Source organism: Nocardioides sp. (assembly GCF_036274455.1).
Classification (GTDB): domain Bacteria; phylum Actinomycetota; class Actinomycetes; order Propionibacteriales; family Nocardioidaceae; genus Nocardioides.
Genome location: NZ_DASUFR010000124.1, coordinates 28,971 through 48,520, shown reverse-complemented (window position 1 = coordinate 48,520; position 19,550 = coordinate 28,971). Strand labels below are relative to the sequence as shown.

Genomic DNA, 19,550 nt, shown 5'->3' with positions numbered 1-19,550 from the left:
CGCTACGGAGGTCTCGACAGGCTCGAGCCGCGGTGCGCCCGTCCCAGCCCAGCCTGCGGAGGGGGCACTCGAGCCGACCGCCGCTCATCGAGCCTGTCGAGATGTCCGCAGCCCGGGCCGGGACTCGCCCGGGCAGGCTCGACCCGCGGTGCGCCCGTCCCACACCATCCTGCAGAGGGGGCACTCGAGCCGACCGCCGAGATGTCCGCAGCCCGGTCCGGGACTCGCCCGGGGTGCCGTCGCTGCGGCGGTCTCGACAGGCTCGACCAGCGGCCCGGTCCGTCCCATCGCCAGCCTGCGGAGGTCTATGGCCGTCTATGCGCCGACGTACTCTGGCGCCATGTGCCGCAACATCCGCCCGCTCAACAACTTCGCGCCCCCGGCCACCGACGACGAGGTCACCTCAGCGGCCCTGCAGTTCGTGCGGAAGGTCAGCGGGACGACCAAGCCGTCGGCCGCCAACCAGGAGGTCTTCGACCGGGCGGTCCACGACATCGCCCACGTCGTACGCCATCTGATCGACGACCTGGTCACGACCGCGCCGCCCAAGAACCGCGAGGTGGAGGCGGCCAAGGCGCGCGAGCGGGCGGCGCTGCGGTACGCGCAGTGACACTCGCGCCGGAGCGCGACGGCACGCTCGCGGAGGTCCTCGACGTCCTCGCCGCACGGCCGCTCGTCGTGCTCACGGGCGCGGGCTGCTCGACCGACTCGGGGATCCCGGACTACCGCGGGCCCAACAGCCCGGCCCGGATGCCGATGACCTACCAGGAGTTCGTCTCCGGGTCGCAGGCGCAGCAGCGCTACTGGGGGCGCAGCCACCTGGGGTGGGGCCGGATGAAGGGTGCCGAGCCCAACGCCGGGCACCGCGCCCTCGCCCGCATCGACACCGAGCTGCTGATCACCCAGAACGTCGACGGGCTGCACGAGCGTGCCGGGTCGCGCCGGGTGGTGGCGCTGCACGGCCGGATCGCCGAGGTGGTCTGCCTGGCGTGCCGCGCGGTGACGACCCGGACCCGGCTGCACCAACGGCTGAGCGAGCTCAACCCGGGCTTCGCCGAGCGGCACCGGCTCGCCGAGGTGCGGCCGGACGGCGACGTCGAGCTCGACGACACGCGGGACTTCGTCGTCGCGGGATGTGAGGACTGCGACGGGGTGCTGAAACCGCACGTCGTGTTCTTCGGAGAGAACGTCCCGGCCGACCGGGTGGCGCGCTGCTATGCGGCGGTGGACCGGCTGGTGGAGACAGGGGGAGCACTGCTGGTGGCCGGCTCGAGCCTGACGGTGATGAGCGGCTTCCGGTTCGTGCGCCGGGCGGCCAAGGCCGGTACGCCGGTCGTCATCGTCAACCGCGGCACCACGCGGGGCGACGAGCTCGCGGCGTACCGGCTCGACACAGGAACCTCCGAGTTCCTCACCGCGCTGGCCGCTGCCCGGCGAGGCTGAACGGGTCTGGCAGGCCGCCTAACCCTCGATGTGCCGGTTCAGCAGGTACGCCGGCTCCGGCGTGCTGAACGACAGCGACTGGCGCAGCCAGCGGGCGACGATCCCGTCGCTCCTCTCGGGTGCGGTCAGGTCCAGGATCTCGTCGGTCGGACTACCCATCGACAGCAGAGCACGCATCGTGAAAATCCCCCAGATTTTCGCTACGGACACCCCACGCGTCCGTCCCCACCTACGAATTTAGGAGCAAACCGCACCAGAGGCCAGCGAAAACAGCAGTACTGGGGTAGTGGTCCAGCCCGGATCCGCAGCCGGAAACTGTCACAAACGACGGACGAAGATGTGGTCGGCCGCCTCGGGCACGATCTCGGCGGTCTCGCCGCCGGAGCCGACGAGGACGCCCTCCGCGGTCGACACCACGGTGATGGTCTTGTCGGGCAGCGCGCCCACGCGGCGCAGCGCGCTCATCAGCGACTCGTCCTTCTGCATCTCCTCGGAGATCCGCCGGACCAGGACCCGGCCCTCCTCCTGGGAGGCGGCGTCGGACAGCGCCTCGACGCCGTGCATGAACTCCTCGCCCATCGTCGACTCCCCCAGCTCGTCGAGCCCTGGGATGGGGTTGCCGTAGGGCGACTCGGTCGGGTGGTCCAGCAGCTCGACCAGCCGCCGCTCGACCGTCTCCGACATGACGTGCTCCCAGCGGCACGCCTCCTCGTGGACCAGCTCCCAGTCGAGGCCGATCACGTCGGTGAGCAGCCGCTCGGCCAGCCGGTGCTTGCGCATCACCCGGGTGGCCAGCCGCATCCCCTCGTCGGTGAGCTGGAGGTGGCGGTCGCCCTCGACCGTCACCAGCCCGTCGCGCTCCATCCGGGCCACGGTCTGGGAGACGGTGGGGCCGCTCTGGTGCAGCCGCTCGGCGATCCGGGCACGCAGCGGGACGATGCCCTCCTCGACCAGCTCATAGATGGTCCGGAGGTACATCTCCGTGGTGTCGATCAGGTCGCTCATGCTTCTCCGGGGTCCCCGCGGAAGCGTTCGGCGCTCGCGCGCGGCGCCTGCCCTGCACGGTTTCGTGGGGTGATCACTGGTCCATTCTGTCCTACGAGGGGGTACCGGGGGCGCCCACGATCCGGCCCGGACGGGAGGCTGACCCAGTGCCGAGTGTGATGTGGTTCCGTCGCGACCTGCGGCTGGCGGACAACCCGGCACTCCTCGAGGCGGTGGCCGACGGACCGGTGCTTCCGCTCTTCGTCCTCGACCCGGCGCTGTGGGGACCCGCCGGCCCGTCCCGCCGCGCGTACCTCGGCGCGTCGCTGCGCGCCCTCGACGGCCGGCTCCGGCAGCGCCGGACCCGGCTCAGCGTGGTGCGGGGCGAGCCCACGCGGCGCGTGGTGCTGGCCGCCAGGGAGGTGGGTGCCGAGCGGGTGCACGTCGCCGCCGACTTCGGTCCCTACGGCGCCAGGCGCGACCAGGAGGTCGAGCGGGCACTGGCCGAGGCGGACATCGAGCTGGTCCGGACCGGTTCGCCGTACGCCGTCGCGCCGGGGCGGGTGACCAACAGCAACGGCGACCCCTACAAGGTCTACACGCCGTACAGCAGGGCGTGGTTCGACCACGGCTGGCGCGGCCCGGTCGGCCCGCCGGCCCGGGCGAGCTGGGTCGAGCTCGCGGACGGCACCACCGCCGTCCCCGACGCGGCGCCGCCACCGGGCCTGGAGCTCCCCGAGGCCGGCGAGGTCGCCGCACTGCGGAGGTGGGCTGCGTTCCTCGACAAGGTCGACGACTACGAGGAGGACCGCGACCGGCCCGCCGTCCCCGGCACGTCGCACCTCTCGGTCCACCTCAAGTGGGGCGAGATCCACCCGCGCACGCTCCTCGCCGACCTGGCCCGCAAGCCGAGCGCGGGCGCCGCGACCTACCGCAAGGAGCTGGCCTGGCGGGAGTTCTACGCCGACGTCCTCTCCCACCGGCCGGAGACCGCCCGCGAGTACCTCCGCCCGGAGCTCGCCCTGATGGGCTACGACCGGCCCGGCCGGCAGCTCGAGGCCTGGCAGCAGGGGCGCACGGGCTTCCCCGTCGTCGACGCCGGCATGCGTCAGCTCCGGGCCACCGGATGGATGCACAACCGGGTCCGGATGGTGGTGGCCAGCTTCCTGGTCAAGGACCTGCACCTCGAGTGGCAGCACGGTGCTCGGCACTTCATGCACTGGCTGGTCGACGGAGACCTCGCCTCCAACCAGCAGAACTGGCAGTGGGTCGCCGGCTCCGGCACCGACGCCGCGCCGTACTTCCGGGTCTTCAACCCGACCGGCCAGGGCCGGAGGTTCGACCCGGACGGCAGCTACGTGCGCCGATGGGTCGAGGAGCTGCGCGACCCCGAGCGGGTGCCCGACCCGCACGACCCGGACCCCGACACCCGTGACCTGGTCGGCTATCCGCAGCCGATCGTCGACCATCGGGCCGAGCGGCAGGAGGCCCTCGACCGGTGGCAGGCGATCCGGCGCTAGCGTGGCCCGGGTGAGTGAGAGCCTGGTCGACACCGAGCTGGTCGTCGCCTCCCGCTACCGCGGCCCGGCGCGGTCGGGCAACGGCGGCTACACGTGCGGGGCGCTGGCGGCGCTCGCGCCGGACGACTGGACCGCGGTCTCCGTCCGCCTGAGCCAGCCGCCCCCGCTGGACGTGGCGATGACCGTCACCCGCAGCGACGGGCTGCTCGTCGCGTCCTGGGACGGCGCCGAGGTCGCGCGGGCGACGAGAGCCGACTCCGACCCCGAGCCGGTGCAGCCGGTCGAGCCGGACACCGCCCGGACCGCCTCGGCGTCGTACGCCGGCCTCACGTCGCACCCGTTCCCGACCTGCTTCTCCTGCGGCACCGGCCGGGAGCCCGGGGACGGGCTGCGGGTCTTCCCGGGACCGGTTGGCGACGGTCGGGTCGCGGCGACCTGGACCCCGGACGCAAGTGTGGCGGGCGACTGGCACGAGTACCGCGACGCCGCCCGCGAGGTCGGCCACGCGGTCACCTGGGCGGCGCTGGACTGCGCCGGCGGCTGGGCGGCCGACATCGGCGAGCGGCTCATGGTGCTGGGCACCATGACCGCCCGGCTGTACTCGCTGCCCGTGGTCGGCGTCGAGCACGTCGTCGTGGGCGAGGGCCGGGAGGAGTCCGGGCGCAAGCGGATGAGCGCGTCCTCGCTCTACACCGCCGACGGCCGGCTGGTCGGAGCCGCGGAGCACGTGTGGATCGCGGTCGACCCCGCCGACTTCAACTGAGCGGACCGCGCCGGGCCGGGGCGGCGGCCGGGTCCCCCGCGCGCCCGGGAGCAGAGCCGGGCTTCTGTGCCGAGTCATCCGCTTCTGTGCCGAGATCTCGGTACAGAAGCTCAGGGGTCACCGGATATCCGGTGACCCCGCGGGGCCGGCTGGAGGTTGCGAGGACCACCGCCGGTTGTCCTGTCGATAGGCTGCACCCGTGGCTTTGAACGATCCAAGACAGCCCTGGTGGCGGCACGCGGTGACCTACCAGGTCTACGTCCGGAGCTTCGCCGACAACGACGGCGACGGTGTGGGCGACCTCCCGGGCATCACCTCGCGGCTGCCCTACCTGCGCGACCTCGGGGTCGACGCGCTCTGGCTCACGCCGTTCTACACCTCGCCACAGCACGACCACGGCTACGACGTCGCCGACTACGAGGACGTCGACCCGCTGTTCGGCACCCTGGCCGACGCCGACGAGCTGATCTCGTCCGCGCACGGGCTGGGCCTCAAGATCATGGTCGACCTCGTACCCAACCACACCTCCAGCGACCACGCATGGTTCCGGGCTGCGCTGGCGGCCGCGCCGGGCTCGCCCGAGCGCGCCCGCTACCTGTTCCGCGACGGCAAGGGGCCGCACGGCGAGGAGCCGCCCAACAACTGGCGCTCGGTCTTCGGCGGCCCGGCCTGGACGCGGGTGCCCGACGGGCAGTGGTACCTCCACCTGTTCGACGACACCCAGCCCGACCTCGACTGGCGCAACCCCGAGGTCGGCGACCTGTTCGAGGGCGTGCTGCGGTTCTGGCTAGACCGCGGCGTCGACGGCTTCCGGGTCGACGTGGCCATGGGCCTGGTCAAGGAGGAGAGCCTGCGCGACCAGGTGGTAGCACTGGACGAGGAGCCGGCGAGCGGCGTGGACTTCACCGCCGGCACCGGGGGCGCGTCGCGGGACGAGCCGATGTGGGACCAGCCCGAGGTGCACGACGTCTACCGGCGCTGGCACCGCGTGCTGGCCGACTACCCAGGCGACCGGATGACGGTCGCCGAGGCCTGGACCCAGGACTCCGAGGCGATGGCGCGCTACGTGCGCTCCGACGAGATGAGCCAGGCGTTCAACTTCTCGTGGCTGCTGGCACCGTGGTCGGCCACCGCGTTCGCACACGTCATCCGCACCACCCTCGAGGACCTGGCCGAGGTCGACGCGGCACCGACGTGGGTGTTGAGCAACCACGACGTGGTGCGGCACGCGACGCGGTACGGCGGCGGCCCGGTGGGCGTCGCCCGCGCGCGCGCCGCCACGCTGGCGATGCTGGCGCTGCCCGGGTCGGCCTACCTCTACCAGGGTGAGGAGCTCGGCCTGGAGAACGTCGACGTCCCCGAGGAGCTGCGCCAGGACCCGGCCTGGAAGCGGACCGGGACCGACTGGCGCGACGGATGCCGGGTGCCGATCCCGTGGTCCGGCGACCGTCCGCCGTACGGCTTCGGCCCGGGCACCGGCCAGCCCTGGCTGCCGCAGCCGGCGGACTGGGCACAGCTCACCGTCGCCGCGCAGGAGCAGGACCCGGACTCGACGCTGGCGTTCTACAAGGCGGCCCTGGCCGCCCGACGCAAGCACGCGCTAGACGCCACCGAGGAGGTGGAGCTGCTCGACGCGGGCAGGGACGTGCTCGCGTTCACCCGAGGGCCGCTCACAGTCGTCCTCAACGCCGGCGCCGACGCGGTCGAGCTGCCCGCGGGCCAGGTGGTGGTCGCCAGCGGCGAGCTGACCGGTCGGCTGCTGCCGCCGGACACCGCAGCCTGGCTCGCCTAGGACTCAGGCGTTGAGCGACAGGTTGTAGCGCTCGAGCATCGTCGCGAAGGTCTCGAGCTCCTCGGAGGTCCAGTCGCCGAGCTGCTCGTCGAGCCACTTGCGCCGGTGCTCGGCCACGTCGGCCAGGCGGCGCCGGGCATCGTCGCTGGCGGCGACCAGGGTGGCGCGGCCGTCGTCCGGGTCCGGCGTACGGACGACGAGGCCGAGGTCGTCGAGGTGCTGGAGCTGACGGCTGATCGCGCCCTTGTCGATCGCGAACCGCTCGACCATCGCCGAGGCCCGGACCGGGCCCTCGTCGGCCAGCCAGGAGAGCATGAGGTAGGACGCGGGCTGGAGGTCCTCGTGGACCGCCCGGGCGCGCTCGCCGATGACCCGCTTGACCCGGCGGATGAGCACGCCGACCTCGCGCTCGAGGTGGCGCAGGGAGTCTGCCCGGCTGGTCATCGCAGCACCGCCTCGCTCAGTCCGCTGGTCTCCACGCTCTCCTCCATGCTGGCATTCTGGGGCAACTCGCGGTCCAGGGTCGTCCGTAGCGGCACCTCCCGGATGAACGACACGCAGACGAGGGCGAGGAACGCGAACGGCGCGGCGACGAGGAACAGGTGCCCGGTGGCCTCGCCGAACGCGGTCTGGTAGAGCGCGACGATCGGCGCGGGCAGGGAGCCGAGGTCCGGGATCGACCCGCTCTGGTGGCTGGCATCGATGCCCATGGCGGTGAGCCCCTCGGTGACCTTCTGGGTGACCTGGTGGCTGAGCACCGCACCCAGAGCGGACACGCCGATCGAGCCGCCGAGGGACCGGAAGAAGGCGACCACCGAGCTGGCAGCACCCATGTCAGCCTGGGCGGTGTTGTTCTGGACGGCGAGCACGAGGTTCTGCATGGTGGCGCCCAGGCCGATGCCGAGCACCGCCATGAACGCGCCGATCTCGACCAGCGGCGTGGTCGCGTCGATGGTGCCGAGCAGCCCCAGGCCGATGACGACCAGGACCATGCCTCCGACGAGGTAGCGCTTCCACACGCCGGTGTCGCTGATGATCTTGCCGGTGACGATGCTCGAGACGAGCAGCCCGCCGACCATCGCGACCGACATCAGGCCGGCCCCGGTCGGGCTCATGCCGCGGGCGTTCTGGAAGTACTCGCTGAGGTAGACGGTGGCGCCGAACATCGAGACGCCGATCAGCACCGACGCGGCGGTGGCGAGCGCGGTGGTGCGGTCCTTGAAGAGCCGCAGCGGGATGATCGGCTCCCTGGCGACCCGCGCCTCGACGTACACCGCCGCCGCGAGGACCAACAGACCGCCGAGGACCATGGCCACGGTGGCCGCGGAGAGCCAGGCGAACTGGGTGCCGGCCAGCGAGACCCAGACCAGCAGGATGCTGACGCCACCGATGATCAGGGTGGCGCCGAGGTAGTCGATGTCGACCGGCCGCTTGACCACCGGCAGGTGCAGCTTGGCCTGCAGGACCGCGAACGCCACGATCGCGATCGGCAGCCCGACGAAGAAGGTGCCGCGCCAGCCCAGCGGCGAGTCCACGATCAGGCCACCGATGAGCGGCCCGGACACGGTCGCCAGCGCGAAGACCGCCCCGATGTAGCCGGAGTAGCGGCCTCGTTCCCGCGGGCTGACCATGGTGGCGATGACCACCTGGACGAGCGCGGTCAGGCCACCGACACCGAGGCCCTGGACGACTCGGGCGCCGATCAGCACGCCCATGCTGGGCGCGAGGGCCGCGATCAGCGAGCCGGCGGAGTAGATCACCAGCGCGGACTGGACGAGCAGCTTCTTGCTGAACAGGTCGGCGAGCTTGCCCCAGATCGGGGTGGTCGCGGTCATGGCCAGCAGCGTGGCCACCACGACCCACGTGTAGCCGGTCTGGCTGCCGTGCAGGTCCTCGACGATCCGCGGCAGGGCGTTGGTCACGACGGTGCTGGAGAGCATTGCCACGAACATCGCGAGCAGGAGGCCGGACAGCGCCTCGAGCACCTCGCGGTGCGACATCTGGCCGGACGTCTCTGCGGACGCCTCCTGGAGGGAGCTGGGAGATGCGGTCTGGGTCAAGGGAGTCTCATCCACGTCTGGTGCGGTCCGGGTCACGTCATGCATAAGGTTGCAAGAGTCAACTGTATTCCAGAAAGTTGACACTTGGCAACCAAAGAGACCCGGATCACCCCCAGGGCGGGATAGTCCCAGACCTTCCCAACGTGCCCCTCGCGCAAGGAGCGTTGGGAAGGTCTGGGACTATCCCGCCGGGCCGAACATGCAACGACCCGCAGGCGTGGCGCCTCGGCCGGAGCCTGGGCACCGCACCGGGGGACGTTCCCGGTTCGCCTGCGGGTCGGGTAGCTGCTTGGGATTCGCCAGCAGCTCGACGGGCGATTCCACCCGTCGTGTTGCTGGGGCTGCTAGCGGGCAGCCACCTCACGCGTCCTGAAAGAATTCATTCTTCGGACCACCTCCTTTCCCGTGTACGACGAGCGTAGGTCGGCGGCCCAAGGCTCCGCAACGGGGTTGTCCGGCGCAACGGAGCGGGTCAGGCGACGGCCGCGGCGAACTGCGACTGGTAGAGCCGGGCGTAGGCGCCGCCGGCGGCGAGCAGCGTGTCGTGGTTGCCCTGCTCGACGATGCTGCCGTCCTCCATCACCAGGATCAGGTCGGCGTCGCGGATCGTGGAGAGCCGGTGCGCGATCACGAACGACGTCCGGTCGGTGCGCAGCGCCGCCATGGCGTGCTGGAGCAGCAGCTCGGTCCGGGTGTCCACCGACGACGTGGCCTCGTCGAGGATCAGCAGCGCCGGGTCGGAGAGGAAGGCCCGGGCGATCGTGATCAGCTGCCGCTCGCCTGCGGACAGGTTGCCGCCGTCCTCCTCGACCAGCGTGTCGTAGCCGTCGGGGAGCGAGTGCACGAACCGGTCCACGAACGTGGCCCGCGCGGCCTCGAGCAGCTGCTCCTCGGTGGCGTCGGGGCGGCCGTAGAGGATGTTGTCGCGGATCGTCCCCTTGAACAGCCAGGTGTCCTGCAGCACCATGCCGATCTGGCCGCGCAGTGCCGCGCGCGGCATCTCGGTGATGTCGGTGCCGTCGAGGGTGATCCGTCCGCCGTCGAGCTCGTAGAACCGCATCACGAGGTTGACCAGCGTGGTCTTCCCGGCGCCGGTGGGTCCGACGATGGCGACGGTGTGGCCGGGGCTGGCCACCAGCGACAGGTCCTCGATCAACGGCTTGTCGGGGTCATAGCTGAACGACACGTGCTCGAACCGCACCTCGCCGCGACCCGCGGGCGGCCACTCGGTGGTGCTGTCGGGGACCTGCTCGTCGGCGTCGAGGAGCTCGAAGACCCGCTCGGCCGAGGCGACCCCGGACTGCAGCAGGTTCATCATCGACGCGACCGCGGTCAGCGGCTGGGTGAACTGGCGCGAGTACTGGATGAACGCCTGCACCTCGCCCAGCGTGAGCGACCCGTGGGCGACCCGCAGCCCGCCGACCACCGCGACGACCACGTAGTTGAGGTTCCCGATGAACATCATCGTGGGCATGATCAGGCCGCTGACGAACTGCGCCTTGAACGAGGCCTCGTAGAGCGCGTCGTTCTGCTCGGCGAACTCGCGCTCGACCTCGGCCCGGCGGCCGAAGACGGTCACCAGCGAGTGCCCGGAGAACGTCTCCTCGATGTGCGCGTTGAGCTTGCCGGTGCGTCGCCACTGGGCGATGAACTGGCCCTGCGAGCGCTTCATGATCCGCGACGTCGCGTACATCGACACCGGCACCGAGACCAGCGCGATGAGGGCCAGCGTCGGCGAGATCCAGAACATCATCGACACCACCGCGACCACGGTGAGCAGCGAGGTGAGCAGCTGGCTCATGGTCTGCTGGAGGGTCTGGCTGATGTTGTCGATGTCGTTGGTGACCCGGCTCATCAGCTCGCCGCGCGGCTGCTTGTCGAAGTACTCCAGCGGCAGCGCGTTGATCTTGTCCTCGACGTCGGAGCGCATCCGGCGGACGGTGCCCTGCACGACGTCGTTGAGGAAGTAGCCCTGGATCCAGGCCAGCACCGATCCGGCGACGTAGATCGCGAGGACCTCGAGGAGGGTGTTGCGGACCGCGTGGAAGTCCACCGGGCGGCGGGCCAGGAACGCGTCGAAGATCAGGTCGGTGGCGTGGCCGAGCACCCGGGGGCCGTAGGCCAGCAGGAAGACGCTGCAGAACGCGAACGCGACGACGGCGTACGCGCGGTTGCGCTCGGGCTCCATCCGGCGGAGCAGCCGCTTGGCCGAGGGTCCGAAGGTCATGGCCTTCTGCCCGACCATCCCCCCGCCCATGGGGCCGCGGCCGGGTCCGCCGCCCATGGGCGACTGGATCCGCTCGGTCTCCTTCATCGCTGCGCCACCCTTGGAGGCGGACTGCGGCTGCTGGGTGGTCGTCATGCTGCGGCCTCCTCGGCGGTCAGCTGCGAGGTGACGATCTCCTGGTAGGTCTCGTCGGACTCCAGCAGCTCGGCGTGAGTGCCTCGGCCGACCACCCGACCGTCCTCGAGCACCAGGATCAGGTCGGCGTCACGGATGGTGGAGATCCGCTGCGCGACCACGACGACGGTCGCGTCACGGGTCTCCGGGCGGAGCGCCGCGCGCAGCCGGGCGTCGGTGGCCAGGTCGAGGGCGGAGAAGGCGTCGTCGAACAGGTAGATCTCGGGACGGCGCACGAGGGCCCGGGCGATGGCCAGCCGCTGGCGCTGCCCGCCGGAGACGTTGGTGCCGCCCTGGACGATCGGGGCGTCCAGCGCCTCCGGCATCTGCTCGACGAAGTCGCGGGCCTGGGCGACCTCGAGCGCATGCCAGAGCTCCTCGTCGGTGGCGTCGGGCTTGCCGTGCAGCAGGTTGCTGCGGACCGTGCCGGAGAACAGGAACGCCTGCTGCGGGATCAGCCCGATCCGCGACCAGAGCAGCTCCGGGTCGAGGTCGCGCACGTCGATGCCGTCCACCCGGACCGTGCCGGACGTGGCGTCGAAGAGCCGCGGCACGAGGTTGACGAGCGTGGACTTGCCGGCACCGGTGGAGCCGATGATCGCAACGGTCTGGCCGGGGCGCGCGCCGAAGCTGACGTCGCAGAGCACCGGGTGCTCGGCGCCCGGGTAGGTGAACGACACGTCGTCGAGCTCGAGCACGCCGTGCTGGGTCAGGCTGGTGACCGGCGCACGGGGAGGTACGACGCTGGAGTCGGTGTCGAGGACCTCACCGATGCGGTCGGCGCACACCGCCGAACGCGGGACCTGCATCAGCATGAAGGTCCCCATCATCACGCTCATCAGGATCTGCATGAGGTAGCTGAGGAAGGCCGTGAGCGAGCCGACCTGCATCTCGCCGTTGTCGACGCGGTGCCCGCCGAACCAGATCACCGCGACGCTGGAGACGTTCACCACGAGCATGACCAGGGGGAACATCGTCGCCATCCAGCGGCCCGCGCGGATCGAGACCTCGGTGAGGCCGTCGTTGGCCCCGGCGAAGCGCTGCCGCTCGCGCGGCTCCCGCACGAAGGCGCGGACCACCCGGATGCCGCTGATCTGCTCGCGCAGGATGCGGTTCACGTCGTCGATGCGCGACTGCACGAGCCGGAAGCTCGGCACCATCTGGGAGACCACGAGCCCCACGGACAGGAACAGCGCCGGCACCACGACCGCGAGCAGCCACGAGAGGCCGAGGTCCTGGCGCATCGCCATGATGATCCCGCCAACCATCATGATGGGCACCTGGACGGCCAGCGAGCAGGTCAGCAGGGTCAGCATCTGCACCTGCTGGACGTCGTTGGTGGTGCGGGTGATCAGCGAGGGCGCGCCGAACTGCGCCACCTCACGGCCGGAGAACCGGCCGACCCGGTGGAAGACCGCCGCCCGCAGGTCGCGACCGGCCGACATCGAGGTCCGGGCGGCGCAGGCGACCGCGACCACCTGACAGGCGATCTGCAGCAGCGTCACGGCGAGCATGACCCCGCCGATGCGCCAGATGTAGCCCGTGTCGCCGACCGCCACGCCCTTGTCGATGATGTCGGCGTTGAGGCTGGGCAGGTAGAGCATCGCGACGGTCGCGGTGAACTGGAGCACGACGATCGCGGCCAGCCACGGCTTGTACGGCGCGAGGTGGGTCCGCAGGATGCGCAGCAGCATCAGTCTGTCTCCTCCTCGGCCGGCTGGCTCCGCAGCAGCCCGTGCAGCACGGTGTCGACGATCTCCTCGGGAGTGAGCAGCTGGCCGTCGGTGATGTGCGGGTGGCTGCCCGCGAAGGTGAGCAGCCGGAGTCGATGGAGGAACTCGCGGGCCGACACCGACAGCCGATTCCGGTCGGCGCCGATCACGCCCTCCATGAGCGCGTGGACGTACTCGCGCAGCTCGACCGCCTCTGGGCTGTCGTGGACGTGGTCGGCGGGGCGGACCATCCCGACCTTCTTCATCAGCTCGAAGGTGGCGCGGAACCGCTGCTGGAGGATCGAGCACAGCTGCACCAAACGGGCGTGCAGCGGCTGGTCCAGGTCGATCTCGCCGATCCGCTCGATGAGCGCCCCGGGCTCGAAGGCGCGTGTGATCGCGAGATCGACCAGCTCCTCCTTCGACTCGACGACCCGGAAGATCGTGCCCTCGGCCACCCCGGCCGCCTCGGCGATCTGGCGGGTGGTCACGGCGCGGCCGTGCTCGCGGAGCAGGTTCAGGGTCGTGTCGATGAGGTGGTCACGCCGCTCCTCCGGTGACATGGGGCGAGCGCGCTCGCGGCGTACTTGGGTGTCAGGCACATCCGGCAGCGTAAATGAGTGAGCACTCACTCACAAGTGGTTTTGCAGGCGAGCGCGAGGAACGAGCGCAGTCGAGACCACCGCAGGGCAGGTACCGACCGCACCACCGCCGATCGATCCTGTCGAGATCACCGCAGCGTGGGTCGGGAGCCGACCCTGCGGACATCTCGACAAGCTCGATGATCGGTGGCTACGTGCCCGCTTCGGCCTCCGCCGCGGTGGCCGCGTCGAGCGAGCCGAGGAGGGCGCGCAGCCGGTCCTCGCTGCGCTCGAGGACGTCGAGGTTGACGTCGGCGGCGCCGGGCTGCCCGTTGCGGTACTCGAAGGGGTTGTCGAGGTCGCGGATCAGCCCGACGACGTAGAAGAGCAGGTAGGCGATCAGCGCCGAGACCCAGAGCGTGGGCCAGAAGTCCTCGAAGTCCGTGACGACCAGGATGCCGAGGAGGAGCACCGCGGTGACCTCGGCGATCAGGTAGCCCGCGGCGACGTAGGAGGTCCGGCGCATGGTGTCCATCCGGATCACCAGCTTGCGGATGACGGCCTGCTCGGACTTCATCCGGGTGGTGAAGCCGGCCTGGATGGCAGGGGCGATCACGCGGAACGGGCCGTTGAGTGCGCGGATGTCGGACATGACGTCGTCGAGGCCGCGGTCCTGCATCAGCCACATCCGGACCGAGGTGCTGATCTCGATCAGCTGCTGGAGGCAGGTGCGCGCCTCGGGGAGCTTGATGTCCTGGTAGGTGATCAGGCACTCGTCGGCCATCGTCTCGAGGCTCGAGGCGACCTCACCGGGCAGCCGCTCGGCCTCCTTGAAGTCACCGGCGGTGCCACTGAGCAGGAAGCCGAGGATGAACACCTCGGCGGCGATCGCACCGGCGAGGAGCGGGCTCAGCCTCAGCCACTCCGCGTCGTACTCGTGCGCCACGAGCTTGAGGACGACGACGCCGGCGGCCCACGGCAGCGCGGCGACCAGGAGGCGCGGGTTCCCCCTGAACAGGCGCGTTCTCACGAACGTCGAGGCTATGTCCGGCTCACGCCGGCGCCCATGACCCGTGTGGGCCATATGAGCGGTAGGAGCACCAGGTCCGGAGCTCTTGGACCTAGGGGGCCAGGCGTTCGGTGCGCCACCCGTCGGCAGTACGCCGGTAGACCAGCCGGTCGTGCATCCGGCCCGGCCGCCCTTGCCAGAACTCCACCGACTCCGGGTGCACCCGGTAGCCGCCCCACTCGTCAGGGGTGGGCACGTCACCGGCGGCGAACCGCCGGTCCGCCTCCTCGTAGGCCGCCTGCAGCTCCTCTCGGCCCGACACCACCCGCGACTGGTGCGAGGCCCAGGCGCCGAGCTGCGAGCCACGCGGTCGCACCGAGAAGTAGGCGTCCACGGCCTCCCGGGGTAGGGGCGCGGCCGTGCCGTCGACCCGCACCTGACGCTCCAGCGGGTGCCAGGGGAAGAGCAGCGCGCAACGCGGGTTGCCGGCCAGCTCCCTGCCCTTGCGCGAGCCGGTGTTGGTGTAGAAGACGAAGCCGTCCTCCGAGACACCCTTGAGCAGCACCAGCCGGGCCGCGGGCGCGAAGTCTGAAGCAACGGTGGCGACGACCATCGCGTTGGGCTCGTGCAGCCCGGCGGCGTGGGCGTCGTCGTACCACCGCCGGAACATCGCGATCGGGTCCGGCAGCAGGTCGGACTCGCTGAGCCCGCCGCGGGTGTACTCCTCGCGGGCGGCGGCCACCGAGTCGAGTGCGTCGGAGGAGTTGCCGAGGTCCATGGATGTTCAACATACGGGCCACCTCGCGTCCTGATCGCGGTGAGGCACAATGCGCAACATGGCCGAGGACGTATCCGGGGTTGAGGTGAACGAGGGTCTCGAGGGCGTCGTTGCGTTCCGGACCGAGATCGCCGAGCCTGACAAGGAGGGGTCGGCGCTGCGCTACCGCGGCGTCGACATCGAGGAGATCGTCGGGCGGGTCCCGTTCGAGAGCGTCTGGGGCCTCCTGGTCGACGGCACCTACGCACCCGGGCTGCCGCCGGCCGAGCCCTACAACATCGCGATCCACACCGGTGACGTCCGCGCCGACGTCCAGGCCTCGGTCGCCATGCTCGCCCCCATGCTGGGCATGGGCCAGACCTACGACATCAGCGACGAGCAGGCCCGGCTGGACCTCTCCCGGGTCGCGGTGATGATCCTGTCGTACGCCGCGCAGTCGGCCCGCGGGCTCGGCAAGCCGGTCGTGCCGCAGCGAGAGGTGGACAAGGGCCGCACGCTGGCCGAGCGGTTCCTCATCCGCTGGAGGGGCGAGCCCGACCCCAAGCACGTCCAGGCGATCGACGCCTACTGGTCCTCCGCGGCCGAGCACGGCATGAACGCCTCGACCTTCACCGCCCGGGTGATCACCTCGACCGGTGCCGACGTCGCCGCGGCGTTCTCCGGCGCGATCGGGGCCATGAGCGGACCGCTGCACGGCGGCGCGCCCGCCCGGGTGCTCACGATGATCGAGGAGGTCGAGAGGTCAGGCGACGCCGAGGGCTACGTCAAGGGGCTGCTCGACAAGGGCGAGCGGCTGATGGGCTTCGGCCACCGCGTCTACCGCGCCGAGGATCCGCGCGCGCGGGTGCTGCGGCGTACTGCGCGAGAGCTCGGCGCACCGCGCTACGAGGTGGCCGAGGCGCTGGAGCAGGCGGCGCTGGCCGAGCTGCGCGCCCGCCGGCCCGACCGCGTGCTCGAGACCAACGTCGAGTTCTGGGCGGCGATCGTCCTCGACTACGCCGACGTGCCGGCGAACATGTTCACCTCGATGTTCACCTGCGCCCGCACCGGCGGCTGGTCGGCGCACATCCTGGAGCAGAAGAAGACCGGTCGGCTGATCCGGCCGTCGGCGATCTACACCGGTCCGTCGGCCCGGAAGGCCGACGAGGTCGAGGGCTGGCGGGCCGAGTGGGCCCAGTAGCCGAGCCGGCGGACTACTACGTCGGTCGGAACGCCATCGTCACCGGCGCGGGGTCCGGCATCGGCGCGGCGCTGTCTCGGGCGCTGGTCGAGGCGGGCACCCACGTGGTCTGCGCCGACCTCGACCTCGACGCCGCCTCGTCGGTGGCCTCGTCGTGCACGGGGCCCGGCTCCGCGCGGGCCGTCGCCCTCGACGTCACCGACGCGGCGGCGGTCGCGGCCCTGGTCACGTCGGTGGCCGACGAGGCGGGTGCGCTCGACCTGATGTTCAACAACGCCGGCATCACCATCGGCGGCGAGACCGAGGAGCTCACCCTCGACCACTGGAACTCCATCATCGACGTCAACATCAGGGGCGTCGTGCACGGCGTGCACGCGGCCTACCCGGTGATGGTCCGCCAGCACACCGGCCACATCGTCAACACCGCGTCGCTGGGCGGACTGCTGGCCGCCGGGCTCCTCACGTCCTACGTCATGACCAAGCACGCCGTGGTGGGCCTCTCGCTCGCGCTGCGCTCGGAGGCCGCGGCCCACGGGGTCGGCGTGACGGCGGTCTGCCCCTCGGCCGTGGACACCCCGATCCTCGACAAGGGGGCGGTGGGCCGGTTCCACGGGCGCGACTACTTCCTCAAGGGTCAAGGGGTCCGCCGCCCGCTCGACCCGGCCGTCCTCGCGGTCGAGGTCCTCGACGCAGTCGCCGAGAACCGTCCACTGCTGGTCACCCCACGAACGGCCCGGATCGCCTGGCGGATCGGCCGGTTGGCCCCGGGCTTCATGGCGGCCTCCTCGATCCGCTTCGTCGCCAAGCAGCGCAAGCTGCAGGCGAAGCGGGCGGCCCGAGACGGCTGATGCGACCCGTCCTTCGCACGGCCCGGCTCCGGCTCGAGCCGCTGCGTGCCGAGCACGCCGAGCTGCTCGTCGAGCTGGACTCGGACCCCGATGTCCTCGAGCACATCATCGGGCGGGCGCTGACCCGCGAGGAGTCGCTGGCGGCGTTGCCGCTGCGCATGGAGCAGGACGCCGACACGCGCGGTCTCGGTTTGTGGGTGGGGTTCGAGGCCACCGCCTCCGGTGAGGAGTTCGTCGGCTGGTGGTGCCTGCTGCGCGACGCGGACCCGACGACCGCTGAGCTCGGCTACCGGCTGCCGCGTCGGGCCTGGGGCCGCGGCCTGGCCACCGAGGGGGCGCTGGCGATGCTCGACCACGGCTTCGGGATCGTGGGCCTGGACTCGGTCTGGGCGGAGACCCGCACCAGCAACGTCGCCTCCCAGCACGTGCTCGCCAAGTGCGGGATGGAGCTCGTCGGCCAGGTCAGGCCGCAGGTGCTGCGCTACGAGCGCACCCGGGCCGGGTGGGCCGGATCGTCGCAGACGAGTGGCTAGGGCCGCCTCGCCCTCGGCAACGAGGCGACGACCAGGTCGTAGCTGTGGTGGACCATCTCCCGGAGCTCCTCGTCGTCCAGTGAGCCGTCGAGGTCCACGGAGTTCCAGTGCCTCTTGTTCTGGTGGTAGCCGGGACGCACGGCGACGTACTCCTCGCGCAGCTGCAGCGCCAGCGCCGGGTCGCACTTGAGGTTCACCACGCCTGGGTCGCCGTCCAACGAGACGAGCGCGAACATCTTCCCGCCGACCTTGAAGACCGCGACCTCGTCGCCGAACGGGTAGTCCTCGACCGCGCCCGGCATGCCGGTGAGCAGGGTGAGGAGCTCGTCGCGGTCCACGCCTCGCATCCTCCCCCCTCTGCGAAGGTCAGACGCCGCGGCCGGGCACGAGGTCGACGTAGAAGCTGGTCAGGGCCTTGGCACCGGCCCTGGACAGCGAGATGTGCATGTGGTCGCGGTGGCGCAGGGTCTTGGAGCACTTCTGCTTGGAGCGGCAGGAGGACGACAGGTACTTCTCCGGCTGGAACTGGCGGTAGGCCGGGTAGAAGTGGTCGCTCCAGATGACGTACATGATCCCCATCCGGCGGGCCAGCGCGGCCTGGTTGCCGTCGGCGTCGGTGGCGAACGCCGCCCTGAGGAACGCCCGGGCCAGCTTGCGGTCCGCCGGGCGTTCGGCGTTCAGCACCCAGTCGACCGCGCGGCCGTCCTTGTGCTCCGACGTCCCGGCGCCGGAGCAGGGCCGGTTGACCGCGCCGCCGGCACCGCCGTACGTCGCCACCAGCCACTCGCCGAGCGCGACGGTCCCGACCCGCGGCTTCTTGGTGCAGCCGGTCTGCGGGTCGTAGGACGCGTAGTCCTCGACGGGCATGCCCCCGCCGTTCACGTCCGCGACCGCGGCGGGGCCTGCGACCGTGGCGGCGACGAGGGCGGCGACGACGAGGAACGCACGCATGGGCAAGGACCGTAGGCCGGGCCAGGGGACCGCGCGGCGGAACCGGGTGAATTACAACGGTGGAGGCCGCCGCGTGGTGCCGGCCAGGTAGGCCAGGCCCCGCGGCGAGACCTCGTAGCCGACCGGGAACGAGACGGTCAGGCCGAGGTTCTTCAGCTTGCGCACGTCGATCTTGAACGGCGCCGTCTCCCTGCCGACCAGCTCGGCGAGGTCGGGCGCCCGGCGCTGGGGGTGGGCGCGGATCAGCTCGAGGTAGCGCAGCGTCCACGGTCCGTGCGCTGCGGCCCGGTCGAGCCGGTCGAGCCGACGGTCGAGCTCGGCGATGTCGTCGGCGCTCAGCTCGGCCGACTCCCGCAGGTCGACCCGCGGGTCTGGCCCGGCGTAGGAGAGCTCCACCCGGTAGGTCTCCCCCTCAGGTGCGAGCCGGCGGCGCAACCCGTCGGCGTCCGGCCAGCCCGCGAGCCGGGCCTGCTCGTCGGTGATGTCGTCGGGGTCCACAAGGGTGACCGCGTCGACGCGCACCATGCCGGCGGCCGTCGTGAACACCTGGCCCGGCCGCACGTCCTGACGGCGCCAGCGGCGGAACGCGAGGGTCACCGATCCGTCCGCGACGCCACGCGCCACCTTCAGCGGGAGCAGCACCGGGCGGCGCTCCTCAGACCAACCCCTCGACGGCGTCCTTGGCCTCCTTGAGGCCGAGCCCCGTGTGCTCGCGGTAGGCCTTGATCGCCTCGATCAGCTTGCCGTCTGCCTTGAGCGCGCGGACCTCGTCGAGCCACGCCCCGCCGGCGCCCGGGTTGTTGCCGTAGGGCACGCTCCCCGGGTCGGTCCCCGCCAGCGGGTTGGGCGTCCCGGCGGCCACCGCACCGCTGGTCAGGGCGGCCACCTGGCTCTGCAGCGACGCCAGCGCCGACTCGAGGTGAGCCAGCCGCTCGTTGACGTGCGCGAGGTCTACCTCGTCCTGCGCGGAGCCGCCGAAGATGCCCATCACGTCC

At 71.4% G+C, this 19,550-nt stretch carries 21 protein-coding genes; 8 read left to right on the top strand and 13 right to left on the bottom strand.

Annotated elements, in window-relative coordinates; translation table 11 throughout:
• Positions 1-340 precede the first annotated feature (340 nt).
• Entirely contained in the window at positions 341-610 is a 270-nt protein-coding gene (locus VFV89_RS11935; RefSeq protein ID WP_329706162.1) for a DUF2277 domain-containing protein, read from the top strand.
• On the top strand, positions 607-1,443 hold the full coding sequence (locus VFV89_RS11930; protein ID WP_329706161.1) for a Sir2 family NAD-dependent protein deacetylase: 837 nt from the start codon (positions 607-609) through the stop codon (positions 1,441-1,443). The genes VFV89_RS11935 and VFV89_RS11930 overlap by 4 nt, the downstream gene beginning before the upstream one ends.
• 18 nt (positions 1,444-1,461) lie before the next feature.
• On the opposite strand, the gene VFV89_RS11925 is transcribed toward VFV89_RS11930, so the two are convergent.
• Together VFV89_RS11925 and VFV89_RS11920 are read right to left on the bottom strand one after the other, a co-directional pair.
• Positions 1,462-1,620: a hypothetical protein gene (locus VFV89_RS11925; RefSeq protein WP_329706160.1), complete on the bottom strand. Its 159-nt coding sequence runs from the start codon at positions 1,618-1,620 to the stop codon at positions 1,462-1,464.
• 141 nt (positions 1,621-1,761) lie between these two features.
• Positions 1,762-2,448 carry a metal-dependent transcriptional regulator gene (locus tag VFV89_RS11920; protein WP_329706159.1) on the bottom strand — a complete coding sequence of 229 codons (687 nt, stop codon included), beginning with the start codon at positions 2,446-2,448 and terminating at the stop codon, positions 1,762-1,764.
• Between the two features lie 146 nt (positions 2,449-2,594).
• Between VFV89_RS11920 and VFV89_RS11915 the strand changes: the two genes are divergently transcribed.
• The 3 genes from VFV89_RS11915 (at position 2,595) to VFV89_RS11905 (ending at position 6,502) form a co-directional block, all read left to right on the top strand.
• The gene (locus VFV89_RS11915; RefSeq protein ID WP_329706158.1) at positions 2,595-3,947 is read left to right on the top strand and encodes a deoxyribodipyrimidine photo-lyase; all 1,353 of its coding nucleotides are present in this window, start codon (positions 2,595-2,597) and stop codon (positions 3,945-3,947) included.
• 10 nt (positions 3,948-3,957) lie between these two features.
• Positions 3,958-4,710 carry a hypothetical protein gene (locus VFV89_RS11910; RefSeq protein ID WP_329706157.1) on the top strand — a complete coding sequence of 251 codons (753 nt, stop codon included), beginning with the start codon at positions 3,958-3,960 and terminating at the stop codon, positions 4,708-4,710.
• Between the two features lie 199 nt (positions 4,711-4,909).
• On the top strand, positions 4,910-6,502 hold the full coding sequence (locus VFV89_RS11905; protein WP_329706156.1) for a glycoside hydrolase family 13 protein: 1,593 nt from the start codon (positions 4,910-4,912) through the stop codon (positions 6,500-6,502).
• A 3-nt stretch (positions 6,503-6,505) separates the two neighbouring features.
• Here VFV89_RS11905 and VFV89_RS11900 read toward each other — a convergent pair whose 3' ends face one another.
• The 7 genes from VFV89_RS11900 to pdxH form a co-directional block, all read right to left on the bottom strand.
• A complete protein-coding gene (locus VFV89_RS11900) occupies positions 6,506-6,946 on the bottom strand; it encodes a MarR family winged helix-turn-helix transcriptional regulator (protein WP_329706155.1) in 441 nt (146 codons plus the stop codon).
• A complete protein-coding gene (locus VFV89_RS11895) occupies positions 6,943-8,562 on the bottom strand; it encodes an MDR family MFS transporter (RefSeq protein WP_329706154.1) in 1,620 nt (539 codons plus the stop codon). Before VFV89_RS11895 ends, VFV89_RS11900 begins: the two co-directional genes overlap by 4 nt.
• 472 nt (positions 8,563-9,034) lie before the next feature.
• A complete protein-coding gene (locus VFV89_RS11890) occupies positions 9,035-10,924 on the bottom strand; it encodes an ABC transporter ATP-binding protein (protein WP_414690373.1) in 1,890 nt (629 codons plus the stop codon).
• Complete coding sequence (locus VFV89_RS11885) at positions 10,921-12,657, bottom strand: ABC transporter ATP-binding protein (protein WP_329706153.1); 1,737 nt, start codon at positions 12,655-12,657, stop codon at positions 10,921-10,923. Before VFV89_RS11885 ends, VFV89_RS11890 begins: the two co-directional genes overlap by 4 nt.
• Positions 12,657-13,277, bottom strand: a complete 621-nt coding sequence (locus VFV89_RS11880) for a helix-turn-helix domain-containing protein (protein ID WP_329706152.1) — start codon at positions 13,275-13,277, stop codon at positions 12,657-12,659. Before VFV89_RS11880 ends, VFV89_RS11885 begins: the two co-directional genes overlap by 1 nt.
• A gap of 190 nt (positions 13,278-13,467) precedes the next feature.
• Complete coding sequence (locus tag VFV89_RS11875) at positions 13,468-14,286, bottom strand: hypothetical protein (RefSeq protein ID WP_329706151.1); 819 nt, start codon at positions 14,284-14,286, stop codon at positions 13,468-13,470.
• Positions 14,287-14,377: 91 nt separating this feature from the next.
• Positions 14,378-15,043 carry a pyridoxamine 5'-phosphate oxidase gene (pdxH, locus tag VFV89_RS11870; RefSeq protein ID WP_329706150.1) on the bottom strand — a complete coding sequence of 222 codons (666 nt, stop codon included), beginning with the start codon at positions 15,041-15,043 and terminating at the stop codon, positions 14,378-14,380.
• A gap of 58 nt (positions 15,044-15,101) precedes the next feature.
• On the opposite strand from pdxH, the gene VFV89_RS11865 reads away from it, so the two are divergent.
• Genes VFV89_RS11865 through VFV89_RS11855 form a run of 3 tightly spaced genes read left to right on the top strand, consistent with a single transcriptional unit; the run spans position 15,102 to position 17,604 of the window.
• Positions 15,102-16,223: a citrate synthase 2 gene (locus VFV89_RS11865; RefSeq protein ID WP_329706149.1), complete on the top strand. Its 1,122-nt coding sequence runs from the start codon at positions 15,102-15,104 to the stop codon at positions 16,221-16,223.
• Positions 16,211-17,071, top strand: a complete 861-nt coding sequence (locus VFV89_RS11860; protein WP_329706148.1) for an SDR family oxidoreductase — start codon at positions 16,211-16,213, stop codon at positions 17,069-17,071. Before VFV89_RS11865 ends, VFV89_RS11860 begins: the two co-directional genes overlap by 13 nt.
• Positions 17,071-17,604, top strand: coding sequence for a GNAT family N-acetyltransferase (locus VFV89_RS11855; protein WP_329706147.1), 534 nt, complete (start codon positions 17,071-17,073; stop codon positions 17,602-17,604). The genes VFV89_RS11860 and VFV89_RS11855 overlap by 1 nt, the downstream gene beginning before the upstream one ends.
• On the opposite strand, the gene VFV89_RS11850 is transcribed toward VFV89_RS11855, so the two are convergent.
• The 4 genes from VFV89_RS11850 to VFV89_RS11835 are packed head-to-tail and all read right to left on the bottom strand — an operon-like array spanning position 17,601 to position 19,543.
• The gene (locus tag VFV89_RS11850; RefSeq protein WP_329706146.1) at positions 17,601-17,942 is read right to left on the bottom strand and encodes an MmcQ/YjbR family DNA-binding protein; all 342 of its coding nucleotides are present in this window, start codon (positions 17,940-17,942) and stop codon (positions 17,601-17,603) included. The two genes, VFV89_RS11855 and VFV89_RS11850, sit on opposite strands and share 4 nt — an antisense overlap.
• 28 nt (positions 17,943-17,970) lie before the next feature.
• Positions 17,971-18,555 (bottom strand): hypothetical protein, encoded by a 585-nt coding sequence (locus VFV89_RS11845; protein ID WP_329706145.1) that lies wholly within the window; start codon positions 18,553-18,555, stop codon positions 17,971-17,973.
• Positions 18,556-18,606: 51 nt separating this feature from the next.
• A complete protein-coding gene (locus tag VFV89_RS11840; protein WP_329706144.1) occupies positions 18,607-19,197 on the bottom strand; it encodes a hypothetical protein in 591 nt (196 codons plus the stop codon).
• 13 nt (positions 19,198-19,210) lie between these two features.
• A complete protein-coding gene (locus tag VFV89_RS11835; protein WP_329706143.1) occupies positions 19,211-19,543 on the bottom strand; it encodes a ribosomal protein L7/L12 in 333 nt (110 codons plus the stop codon).
• Between the last annotated feature and the right edge of the window lie 7 nt (positions 19,544-19,550).